The following is a 12,100-nucleotide window of genomic DNA, read 5'->3' as shown; positions in this document are numbered from 1 at the left end:
ACCTGCCCCATCCACACCCGGGCGATTTCTGCTCCACTGCACGACACATGGTAAGTTGCCCAACACACGTGCCTCTTAGGAAAGGAGTAACGATGAGCGCCTCACCGTTCCCCGCATCCCCAGGTTCGGTTGTGATGTACTCCACCTCATGGTGCGGCTACTGCCGCCGCCTCACAACCCAACTCAACTCCGCCAACATCCCTTACACGGAAATCAATATCGAAGAAACCCCTGGCACAGCCGACTACGTCGAATCTGTCAATGGTGGAAACCAGACTGTCCCAACCCTCGTGTTCGCTGATGGCACCGCGATGACCAATCCAAGTCTTGCGCAGGTCAAAGACAAACTGGAGCAACTGTCCTCCTGAGCTGACAGCGGCGGGCGACACCACACCGGTGTTCGTCCGCCGTCGTCCACACTCATGCGGCTACCCTAGGGGTGTGCATCCTTCACCCTCACCATCGGACGCGACCCCCTCACCGGCACCCCATGCCCCGGGAAACGAGCACGCAGGCACACCTGCACCTCTCGCATGGAAGTCCCCGCTTGCCCTTGCAGCGCTGGCAACCGTGGCGCTTCCAGGTCTCGATGTGTGGCATGCGTTCCCTATCCGCAGTGCCGACGGGTATCAAGCAGCCGTTGCTGTGGACTCCGAATCACGTCAATGGGTTGTCCGTCTGCCTCGCACCGCGGCGGCAGGGGCAACTCTTGAAGCTGAGGTCGCTTTCCTCCAACGGCTAGAACCGGCCGTTGATTCCGGAGAGCTACCATTTGTTGTCCCACGTGTTGCTGGATCTGCCCCGCTCATTGGAGGCGGACGGGCAATCGTGTACCCAAGAGTGACCGGCAACCAATTACGTCTCGAAGCCATGCGACCAGGCCCTGGTGCCGCTGCTTCATTGGGACGAGCAATTGCCGCACTCCATTCGCTCCCGCTGACACTTGTTGAAGCCTGCGGTCTCCCGGTGTATTCGGCTCAGCAACATCGCGAGCGCCGGCTTGCAGAGTTAGACGAAGCTGCGGGGACCGGCGCTATCCCGGCACCACTGTTGCGTAGGTGGGAGTCAGCACTCGAGAACGTTGCGTTGTGGCGATTCCGACCTGTTATTACCCATAGTCAGTTGTCAGCAGATTCCATCATCATGGCGCATGGGCAAGTGTCGGGGATTGTTGATTGGGATGCAGTTCAAGGCGGTGATCCCGCAGAAGATCTCGCGTGGCTTGTGGCTGGTGCCCCTGCAGATTGTGTGGAATCAATCGTTGAGGCGTATCACATGCGTGTGACAGAAAGCGCTGACCGCCACCTCCTTGATCGGGCAACGTTTGCCAGTGAATTTGCGCTCGCACAATGGTTGCTCCACGGGGTGCGTACTCACAATTCTGAGGTCGTTGATGATGCACGGGTCATGATCGCTGATCTTGTTGATGCGCTTGAGGGCAGTGATGAGTTTGATGTGTCTCAGGCATCTGTGACTCGGCCTGCAGGCCGCGAGCGCGTCGTTGGTGACACTGGCTCGTTACCCAGGGTGGATCGGAGTGCTGCCGGTCGTCTTCCTACTGGTGCGATCGCGGAAACGGGTGGAATTCCGCGCCTACGGCCGGTGTCGGCAACAGGCGACAGCGATGAGGAGGGTGGCGACAATGCGCAGACCGTCGACGACCCGTGGGCGACGTTAACGGACCTTGTCATCCCCGACTACTCGCACCGTCGGCCTCCCCAACCTTATGCAGATACTCCAACTGTTGCTTTTCGGCAGGTGTCTTCCTCACCCAGGAGTGCCGACTCACCGAAGAACACCTCTCAGTGATCCTGGGGGCCAACACCCTGGATGTTTCCGGCATGACGCACAAGACGTTCGAGTTCCTCTCTTTCTGGAAGTTGGTCTGGGATCACTGTGAGGTCCTGCGCCACGTAGTAGAACGCTGCTGTCACATCGTTGATGTCACACCCTGACCATGTTGCCCACGCAAGACGGTAGACCGCCAGTTGTACGTTACGGTGACGCTGGTCGGCATCGGTTGTGGGGGCACGCCCTGTTTTCCAGTCCACGACGATGACACCGCCAGGGCGGTCAGGGTCATCAAAGACAGCGTCTATTCGAGCTCGAATAACCACTCCAGCTATGACAACGTCGATGTCTGCTTCGAGTTCCTTGGGTGTGAGCCGTGCCCACCGTGACTGTTCAAATGTCGCTTTCAGTTCGTCAAGTGTGCGGTCCGTACCATGGTCGTCGCTGTCGCTGGTGTTATCGAGGTCATCCATGTCGAACAGCGGGGTGTGCCCATAAAACTGTTCCACCCAGAGGTGGAAGGTTGTTCCCCGTCGTGATTGCGGCGACGGTTGGCGAGGAATGGGGCGCTGGTATTGGGTGAGGAAACCTTCGCGGTCGGCGGAAAGTTCCACCAACCCGGAGACGCTGACGTGGTCGGGGAATATCACTGATGAGCCTCGCGGGCGCTGCTGGACGTTCAAGACCTGTCGCGCTCGCTGCGCGAGGTCAACTCCGTGGACCTGTACCGGGCCGATGTGGTCAAGTATCGGTCTGCCGTTGTGGCGTGTACTCATGACAAGGTCAGCAGCACGCTTGGTGATGTCGTCAACCAGCGATTGTGGCCATACTGCTGTGTCACCGTCAGGTGGGTGCGGGTTGTCGTCTCCTGGTTCGGTCACGAGGTCTGCAATCTGAACCCCGTCAATGTCAAGGAGTTCGGTGAGGAATGGTGAGGGTGGGGTCGCGGTTTTCCCGGTGCGCCACCAGGCACCTGTGACGAGCAGTGCAGTGCGCGCACGGGTGTACGCCACATAGGCAAGACGTCGTTCTTCAGCAACCTGGTAGTGCCCGCACTGCGCCGTGAACTCGGTGAGTCGACGCGCAATTTCCGCATCATGGTCAGCATCAGCGAGGGAGAGATGGGGAAGATCAGGGGCATCTCCCCGAAGGGAAAATGGCAACGCACCCAGGTGACTGGTCCACCCAGAATCTGTGGGGCCTCGCGGCGTGGTCGTCGCGGTGGAGGGGAAAACACCGTCGCTGAGCGCTGGGACAGCCACAAGGTCCCATTCCAACCCTTTTGCTGCGTGCACCGTAATGAGGTGAATCGCGTGCGGGTCGAGGTGTCCTGTTGGCCGGTCCAGTCCACGTTCTCGGTCACGGGCATCGTCAAGCCATGCGAGTAGTGCACCCAATGTGGGGTGCACCGCTTGGTGAACAAAATCTGTCACCACGGAACGGAAAGCGTCAAGGTGCGCGCGACCCCACGGGTCCGACGGATCCGTGGTCCCTGTTTCCGCGTGTCGATGCGCTGCCCGTAGCGCCACCTCAACGTCAAGCCCCAATGCTCGCTCGGTTGCGTCCACAAACTCGGGCAATGCCAGATAGGTTTGCTGGCGCAGTGCATCGATCAGTGCGGAGAGTTGAGTCAGCCGCTCATACCCTGCTTCGCTGAATGTTTCGCCATGGTGCCCCTGCCACGAGCGTGGGGGCAGTTGTGCGAGTGCGTCCACGATGGATCGTTCGTCAGCTGCTTCACGTAATGCTCCGCGCGGGGGGCCGCTGTAACCGTGAGCCCGGGAACTCAGTTCGCGTGCCCACACACCGAGGGTGTGGATGTCGTGTGCCCCCAGGTGGAAGCGTGGTCCAGTCAGTAACCGCATCAGGGAATCTCCTCTGGATGGGTCGTGGACTACCTCAAGCATACTGACGAGGTCACGGATTTCTGGGGTGTGCAGGAGCCCACCCAAACCCACCACTTCAACGGGGAGGCCTGCGTTCCGCAGAGTTTCTTCAAGGAGGGGAAACTGTTTTCGTGCTCGACACAACACTGCAGCAGTGGTCATCCCTGGAACGAAGTGGCGAGTGAAGAAATCGGCAATGCCTTGTGCTTCGTCTTGTGCTGACAGGTAGTACCCCACGGTGACGCTTCCTGTCCCAGCACCAGGTCGAGTAGACAACGTGGGTAGGGGCAGGGCGGAGGCGCTCGCAAGAGGCAGCGCGATCCGGTGAGCCGCCGACAGGATCTGTGCATCGTTGCGCCACGAGGTGGACAGGGAAGCGATCGATGCAGGGGTGCCGTTGGGGCGGGGAAAGTCGCGAGGGAACCTGGTGAGCCCTGAGGCGCTGGCTCCGCGCCACCCATAGATTGATTGGTTCGGGTCCCCCACTGCAGTGACCGGGTGCCCATCACCAAAGAGTGCGGTGAGGAGCTGGATTTGTGCGTACGAGGTGTCTTGGTATTCGTCAAGTAATACGACAGCGAAACGTCGTCGTTCTGTGTCGGCGACAAACGGATGGTCACGAGCAAGTTCAGCAGCCAGAACCACTTGGTCTGAGAAATCCATGGACTCTGAGTGACGTTTGACCCGGTGATACTCCGAGACTAAGTCGAGTAGGCGCCGTTTCGTGGCGAGTTGCTTCCCAAGCTTGGCAACGGAGGGGGCGAGGCTTCGCCCAGCTAAGGGGAGGTCTGCGAGGCTCTCCAGTAGGTGATCGAGTTGGGTTGCGGCCTCGGGCACTGTGAGGAGATGATCGGCGAGTTCTCCCGCGAGGGTAACCACCGCATCGGTCATTGTTGACACGGCGTAGTCCGTGTCAAGGTCTTCTTGCCAGTGGTCAACAATGTCTGACACCATCGCCCAGATGCTCGCTTCGGTCAGGAGGCGGGCGCCGGGTTCCCTGCCGATGCGTAACCCGTGTTCGGTGACCAGTGAGGCAGCATAGGAGTTGTAGGTGGAGATCGTGGGACGCGCCAGGGCGCTCAATGCTGGTGGGGTGTCAGCAGTGGTGTGTCTGTCGTTGTTGGTGTCGATGCGCCGGGAAGTAAGCCCAGGGGCGACACGGTCAAGGTGGGCCAGACGGGCACGGATGCGTTCAGTCAGTTCTCCGGCCGCCTTACGAGTGAACGTCAACCCGAGGACTCGTTCTGGAGCAATGATCTGATTGGCAATCAGCCAGACAACCCGGGCTGACATGGTTTCCGTTTTCCCCGACCCCGCCCCTGCAATCACAAGCATGGACTCAAGGGGAGCTTCAATGATTGCTTGTTGTTCCACAGTGGGGTGAGGCAGATCCAGCAATTGTGCAATATCTCGGGCGCTGAGAGGTAAGCGTGTCATGACAGGTGCCTCCCGTCAGTGTGCAGCGGACAACTAGTGCGTACCGGACACTGATCACAGAGCCGGTTACGGTGCGCAGTCATTGATGCGGAACGCATGGTCGTCACGGTGTCCTCAATGAGCGTTGTCACCCAGTTGTTGTCAGGCTCTGTCAGCGGTGGTTGGTGGCGTGTTGTGGGTTTCTTGGTGGGGGTAGCTATGTACAGCAGGTCGGCACCGTGCGTGTGCTCGACGCCTGGCACTGCACCATGGAGGACCGCAAGTTGATAGATCCCTAGTTGCGGATTGACCTGGGTGTCAGCTTGTGTAGGTGCAGTACGCCCGGTTTTGAGGTCAACAATTCGTGCGTCTCCTGAGCGGAGGATTTCAACCCGGTCAATGCTGCCACTGATCCGTGCACCAGCGATCTCGACGGTGAAGGGGTGTTCGACAAGAACCTCAACGACGTCATCACGGACCATGGAGGTGTATTGCGCGAGTTTACCTACCATGGTTTGTGCTTGGCTTCGAAGTCGTTGGGCGGGCCAACCGGGAGGTAAGTTCAGTTGGTCCCAGCGTTCGTCAAGGAGTTGTGTGAACTGCGTGATCGTCCCCATTGGCGCATGTGCAGCGACGTCGTGGATGAGTGTGCCCACGCTTTGGGAGAGCCCTGAGGCTGGTTGGCCTCCTGATGTTTCGAGCGCCCAGCGCAGTGAGCATGTCTGAGCGACGTCGACGCGAGAGGGGGACAACGGAAGAGTCGTGAGCTCGTGGAACAGCGGGAGTGTTGTGCTGACTGGATGTGCTTGGTACCACGTGTGTGGGTCAGAAGCGGGAGTGTGGGGTTCCATTGCGGCCAAGAGAGATGCCAGTTGGTGGGCTTGCTCGGCGTCCTCACGCAGGAGCGCTTGATGGAGCGCAGCTCGAGCCGCGGTTGTCACCGATCTCATGTCGAGGGGACCTGATTCGTCTCCCAGCGTGATAGGACGCGGTTGTGGTGCTGCCAGGTGAAGGAACGGGGATGGGGATTGTTCATCGTCATCAACTGCCGTCAGCATGACGTGTTCTTGTGCACGCGACAGGGACAGAGCAAATGACCGCAACTCGTCGTGAAGGATGTCAGTACGAGCAGCTGAATCGCGGGGACCGCCGTCTTCACTTGCCCGGCCAGTGAGAATGTCGACCAGGTGAAGCGACCCTAACAGGGAGTCTCGCAGTGTGAGGTTTGGCCAGATTCCGTCTTGGAGTGCAGTGATGATCACTCGTTGCCATTGTCGGCCAGCTGCTGCTTGCGGGGTGAGCAGGGAGACGACGTGGTCTGATTGGTTGCGAATTGCCAATGAATCGGCAGGAAGGTCCTGCGCTTCGATAAACGCAATAAATGACTCGACGGACGGGTCTGGCATGCGGTCCACATGAGTTTCCGCCGACCGGAAGAGTGCCATCACTGCGTCAAGGTCATCATGTGCGCGCCCCGATGCCGGGGAGTCCGACAGAGCGATGTGCCGCCATGTGGGGGCCACTTGGGCCGCGTCCCACACCGCCCACAGTGCTGTTTGCGCATCGTGTGTGTGGCCCTGCATCACAGTGCAGGCTGCTTGGATCATCGCCGTGAGACGACCAATTGCTGCCGCTGCAACGTGGTGCGGAGGAATGTCATGGTGTCCGTGATCACGGATAGTTGCCATAAGGTCAATGAGAAGTTCATCGGAGGTCCGTGCGCCGTCTTGACGAAGTTCTGCGGACCGTAGATGGCGGCGCAATTGACGGATACCGAGCGAATCCAACCCCCCGTACACTCCTTGAAGGACTCGCAGGACAAGGTCGAGGTCGATGGTGTCGTCTCGGGCCAGTGCAAGAACATCCAAGAGTCCACGGACCGCGGGTTCATCACGCAAAGCAACGTCTGTTCCCAGGACAGTGACGGGAACCTGGGCTCGTTCGAGGGCTCGGCGAATCCTCTGGAGATGAGCAGTCGACCGGGCTATCACGGCCATGGACGACCATGCGATGGCTTCATCAATGTGCCAGTGTCGAAGTGTGTTGACGATCGCACTTGTTTCAACGTGAATGCTGGGGGCAAGGTGTGCTTCAACACCGGGCTGAGTCCGCGAAACGGTGGTTGGTTTCTCATCGGGCGGTGAGGCTTGGGGGTCCTGTGCACGGTTAACGTGTCGTGAGGTGGCGCGCCGGTGAGCTACAATTCCTGCCGATGCGATGGCTGAGGTCACCTCGCGGACCCGTTCGCGTACTGCGGGATGGCTACGCCATACAGTGGAGAGGGTCAAGCGCTCAGCGGCAAATCCACCTGGGGCAGTGCGCGGGAACGTCGCTTGGTTGAGGTGGCGAGGAGAGGCACCACGAAAACCTTGGACGGTCATATCCGGGTCCCCTGCCATCACTATTCTGGCCCCATCACGGTGAAGTACCTGGAGAAGAGCCACTGTTGCAGCAGTCATTTCTTGGGCATCGTCAACGATGACAAGATCATAGGTGGGACGCCCACCGGTGTCCCAGTGTGACAGGATGTCCGCAGCTGAAGACACAATTCGTGCGGGGTCGTCACGCCGACCTACGTCTGGTTGCATACTCGACAACTCCACAACGGTGTCATATTCCGCGAGCACCTGTGCTGCCGCACACCAATCCGGCCGCTCATGGCGTTGACCTAATTCGAAGAGCTCGCCAGAGGTCAAGCCATGCTCAGCGACCCGCATAAACAGGTCACGCAGTTCGTCACGAAACCCGCGCAGTGACAACGTCTGAGGGGGAACACTGGGAGGCCACGCTGGAGCCGGGACAAGCCCTTGGGCGTGACCGGCGAGAATCTGTGCTAAAAGGTGGTCTTGTTCTGGTCCAGTAATCAGCCGTGGTAACGGTTGTGATTGCGCAGCCGCGTGTGCTGACAGGAGAGAATAGGCAAGGGCTGGTGCTGTTCGGGCGATAGCTCCGCGGACAGGCACATCGATCACTTGTGTGATTCGAGTACGCAGCACTGACGCGAGGTGACGGGTGGCAGCGAGGACAAGTACTCGCTCTGTGGAAACACCACGGTGCACTGCGTGTCGGACAAGTTCAACCATGGTGTGTGTTTTCCCGCTGCCTGGTGCTCCAACGAGAACGAGATTGTTGTTGGTGTTCTCGTAGGCGTCAAGAAATGCGCGCTGCGAAGGGTCAAGGGGAGTGTCCACTCCCACATGGAATCACACGCTTCTGACATCGCTGCAACAGACACGAGTACTCAGGCACGTGAGACTTCCCGAATGTCCACCATATAAAAACTGTTGTCTTTCCATCTGGAAGGACTTTAGGGTGGGACTTGTGAGCTCCTTACCTGCGCAGCCCCCACGCAGGCGGATGACAAAACAGGACCGCCGCGCACAACTCCTTGAGCGCGCCCAAGCTATGTTCGCGTCGCACGGGTTTCACCACATCACGATGGACGAGATCGCAGTTGCTGCGCAGGTCAGTAAGCCCGTACTGTACCGCCATTTCCCTTCCAAGCGCGACCTGTACCTTGCCACGATTGATGACCGTAAATGCGCACTGTTACGTGCCGTTGACGACGCTCTCGACCAGTCGGACATCTTCAACTCGCCCACGGCGGCTCCTGATCTTCGCCATCACCGCCACGATGGCGCACATGACACCAGTAACACCATAGGGCTTGCAACGGTCCGTGCCATCATGCGTGCGTATGTTGAGTTTGCGGAACAGTCGGGGGGCAGTGCCACCCTTCTCTTCGAATCTGACGTCACCCGTGATGACCATATCCGGGAAAAAATTCAGGAACCGTCAGAGCTTGTCGCCCACCGTGTTGCCACTCGACTCACCCATATCACAGAGCTCAGCGACCACGAAGCCGTCACCATCGCACGGTGTGCGACCGCGTTGGCCCGTCACGCAGCAGTCGATGTTCTGCATCACACAGCAGCCGCACTCAACCGGGAGGAGCACATCGACCTGCTTGCACGTTTCGCCTGGTATGGCATCTCAGGAATGTTACGCCGTGAGGGAAAGGCTTCCGCGCAGACAGTCGCGGCGATCGCACCCACTTAAGATGGCAAAGACAGTGGGTGCGCATCAACAGGAGGCCACCCACTAACAACTGTCGACGATGAAAGCGAGCCATCATGCAGGTCACTATTGGCATTCACAACCTGACACGCGAAGTCACTTTTGAGACCGACACAGACGCAGACTCACTGACACAACACGTGAGCACGGCCATTGACAAGGGTGAACCCCTCGCTCTCACCACATCAAAAGGACGTCACATCATTATTCCTGGTAAGTCCATTGCGTACGTTGAGTTTGGCGAGTCGGACAAACGCCCCGTGGGATTTGCACAGTTTTAACACCCACATGTCCCCGAGTATCTCCACCATGCCTGATCTGACGCGTGATCTAGGAACTAAGCAGCAAGTCCCAGGCGATCCATCCGGCGAGAATGCTCAGCCGTTAATTGGGCGTACAGCCACGCCATGAGTTGTTTGTCCTCATCTGTGGGGGCCGTTGAGTCAGGAGTGAACCCCGAACCAGCGGCCCCACCGGACAAGAGCCTCGCCAGCGCAGGTTCTCGCGACACTACTTGCTGAACTTGCCCCAACGCCTCTCCAACGACTCGGCGCCCCCACAGCGCAAGACGCGAAGCAAACGTGTGATCGTCAGTGATCTTTGCTTCCAGCACGTCACGAGCCAGGTCCTGTGCACGATCATCCACCAACAGCGTCGTGACAAGCTCTCGGGTGACACCCGGAGCGGTACTGACCGCGATCCGGCAAAAGTCCAGCGCCACACTGTGACCGATATACCCCTTCAAAATCCGTTCGTGCCACGAATCCGCGTGCGTGCGCGACTCATACTCGTCAAATACGCCATGATATCGGCGCAAAAGATTCAAGGAGTCACCGCCTGTCTGGTCGATGTGCTCACGCAACACGGTGAGGCGGCCGTGTTCTTGCGCGGCGAGTTCAGCAAAAGCCAATCGACGCGACAAGACGTCTGTGGCACCAGCATCGTGTGCGTACCGTAGGCTCGCCGTGAGTTGGGTGTAGGCCAAGAGGCCCAGCAACTCGCGCACATCCTCAGCAGAAGCGGTTGTTTCGTGGGGTGTTCCATCAACTGACACACCGCAAGGATACCGGTGTTTTGCGCGCTACTGCCCAAGAAAGACTTCGAGCGGTACACTAGGTGGGTACTGAGGTTGCCCGTTCGTCACGACATAGGACTCTCCGCGTCACCACGTGACGCATATTTCCACGTTCGGCTGCCCCCCACCGGCGCTGTGCCCGGCGTGAACGTTGCTCCCCAACTCACGGGAGGACACACGCTGTGTGGCACCGCCCACGACGCACGACACGAGGCAAAGTGACCACGTCTTCTCATACTGAACTCACCACATCATTCGCAGACTTCCCCCTGCGTAGCGACATCGTTGCTGCGCTCGCGTCAGCAGGAATTGTCTCACCGTTTCCCATCCAATCGTTGACTCTGCCCGTCGCATTGTCTGGACACGACATTATTGGGCAAGCGAAAACAGGAACCGGGAAAACCCTTGGTTTTGGGCTCCCTCTCCTCAACCGCGTTGTCGCCCCCGGAGAGGAAGGCTTCGACCAACTCCCCGCCCCGGGCAAACCACAAGCTGTTGTCATCGTCCCTACCCGCGAACTTGCCGTACAAGTGGCAAAAGACTTGGAGTTGGCGTCATCCACCCGATCCGTTCGGATCGTCCAACTCTATGGCGGGCGCGCATACGAACCGCAGATCGCGGCGCTTAACCGGGGTGTTGAGGTCGTTGTTGGAACACCAGGCCGCATGATTGACATGCTGAAACAAAAGCACCTCACCCTCCTTCGTGCCGGGGTGATCGTCCTTGATGAAGCAGACGAAATGCTTGACCTAGGGTTCCTCCCCGATGTCGAGAAAATCCTCGCGCAAACACCTGCTGTACGCCAAATGATGCTGTTCTCCGCAACGATGCCAGGCGCTGTAGTCGCCATGGCGCGGCGGTACATGAACCAACCCACACACATCAGAGCCCAGGACCCCGAAGATTTGGGCTCCACGGTGAAGAACATCACCCAAGTGGTATATCGCGCACACCCACTCGACAAGGTCGAGATGATTGCCCGTATTTTGCAAGCCCGAGGGCGCGGGTTGTCCGTCATCTTCACCCGAACAAAACGCAACGCCGCAAAGGTAGCCGACGAACTCACTGAACGAGGATTCGCTGCCGGTGCGTTGCACGGTGACCTTGGGCAAGGAGCCCGCGAACAGGCACTCCGGGCGTTTCGGAACGGAAAAGTTGACGTCCTCGTGGCCACAGACGTGGCAGCACGAGGAATTGACGTCGAGAATGTCACCCACGTCATTAACTATCAGGTCCCTGAAGACGACAAGGTCTACCTTCACCGTACTGGGCGCACAGGCCGGGCAGGAAACAAAGGCACCGCCGTCACCTTCGTTGACTGGGAGGATCTGCACACGTGGACACTCATCAACAAAGCGCTCGGGTTAAACATCCCAGAACCTGTTGAAACGTACTCGTCCTCCCCACACCTGTTCACGGACCTCAACATTCCTGAAGGAACAAAAGGCCGACTGCCCAAGGACCGCCAAACCCGCGCAGGGCTTCAGGCAGAAGAACTCGAAGACGTGGGTGAAACAGGCCGTCGTACCCCAAAGAAGACGTCCACCCCCGCATCGTCACAGCGCCGTACAGACACAGCGTCACGAGGCGAACGGGACCGACCAGCCCGCCAACGCACCCGCCGCCGGGTCGCACCACGCACCCAGCAGCAAGCAGGCGAAGCACCGCAGTCAACACCGACGACTAACGCTGGCACATCGAGCACCGCGCCGCCTCAGGATCAGGCGGCGTCTGCGCAGCCAACCCGCGAGCGTCGTCCACGGCAACGTCGTCGCCGCCGGTCAGATCAGGGTGAAGGCACAGAGTCATCACGCTGATATTGGTTTTGTGACCACCACACCACTGCGACACCTTC

General features: G+C 59.1%; 8 protein-coding genes. 5 read left to right on the top strand and 3 right to left on the bottom strand.

Going from position 1 to position 12,100, the window contains the following annotated elements; translation table 11 throughout:
• Positions 1-92 precede the first annotated feature (92 nt).
• Entirely contained in the window at positions 93-368 is a 276-nt protein-coding gene (locus JDEN_RS03590; protein ID WP_015771006.1) for a mycoredoxin, read from the top strand.
• A 73-nt stretch (positions 369-441) separates the two neighbouring features.
• A complete protein-coding gene (locus tag JDEN_RS13365) occupies positions 442-1,809 on the top strand; it encodes a phosphotransferase (protein WP_015771005.1) in 1,368 nt (455 codons plus the stop codon).
• Here JDEN_RS13365 and JDEN_RS03580 read toward each other — a convergent pair.
• A complete protein-coding gene (locus JDEN_RS03580) occupies positions 1,803-5,114 on the bottom strand; it encodes an ATP-dependent DNA helicase (RefSeq protein ID WP_015771004.1) in 3,312 nt (1,103 codons plus the stop codon). The genes JDEN_RS13365 and JDEN_RS03580 overlap by 7 nt on opposite strands.
• Complete coding sequence (locus tag JDEN_RS03575; protein ID WP_041287802.1) at positions 5,111-8,284, bottom strand: ATP-dependent helicase; 3,174 nt, start codon at positions 8,282-8,284, stop codon at positions 5,111-5,113. Before JDEN_RS03575 ends, JDEN_RS03580 begins: the two co-directional genes overlap by 4 nt.
• A 130-nt stretch (positions 8,285-8,414) precedes the next feature.
• Here JDEN_RS03575 and JDEN_RS03570 point away from each other — a divergent pair, with 130 nt between their 5' ends.
• Together JDEN_RS03570 and JDEN_RS03565 are read left to right on the top strand one after the other, a co-directional pair.
• Positions 8,415-9,152: a TetR/AcrR family transcriptional regulator gene (locus JDEN_RS03570; RefSeq protein WP_143713231.1), complete on the top strand. Its 738-nt coding sequence runs from the start codon at positions 8,415-8,417 to the stop codon at positions 9,150-9,152.
• A gap of 74 nt (positions 9,153-9,226) precedes the next feature.
• Positions 9,227-9,451, top strand: coding sequence for a DUF3107 domain-containing protein (locus tag JDEN_RS03565; protein ID WP_015771001.1), 225 nt, complete (start codon positions 9,227-9,229; stop codon positions 9,449-9,451).
• A 56-nt stretch (positions 9,452-9,507) separates the two neighbouring features.
• Here JDEN_RS03565 and JDEN_RS03560 read toward each other — a convergent pair whose 3' ends face one another.
• Positions 9,508-10,224, bottom strand: coding sequence for a ferritin-like fold-containing protein (locus tag JDEN_RS03560; protein WP_015771000.1), 717 nt, complete (start codon positions 10,222-10,224; stop codon positions 9,508-9,510).
• Positions 10,225-10,463: 239 nt separating this feature from the next.
• Between JDEN_RS03560 and JDEN_RS03555 the strand changes: the two genes are divergently transcribed.
• Positions 10,464-12,062 (top strand): DEAD/DEAH box helicase, encoded by a 1,599-nt coding sequence (locus tag JDEN_RS03555; protein ID WP_226926607.1) that lies wholly within the window; start codon positions 10,464-10,466, stop codon positions 12,060-12,062.
• Positions 12,063-12,100 lie beyond the last annotated feature (38 nt).

This window comes from Jonesia denitrificans DSM 20603, assembly GCF_000024065.1.
GTDB lineage: Bacteria > Actinomycetota > Actinomycetes > Actinomycetales > Cellulomonadaceae > Jonesia > Jonesia denitrificans.
Note: the sequence above shows the minus strand (reverse complement) of the source record. Positions and strands in the feature narration are given on the sequence as shown.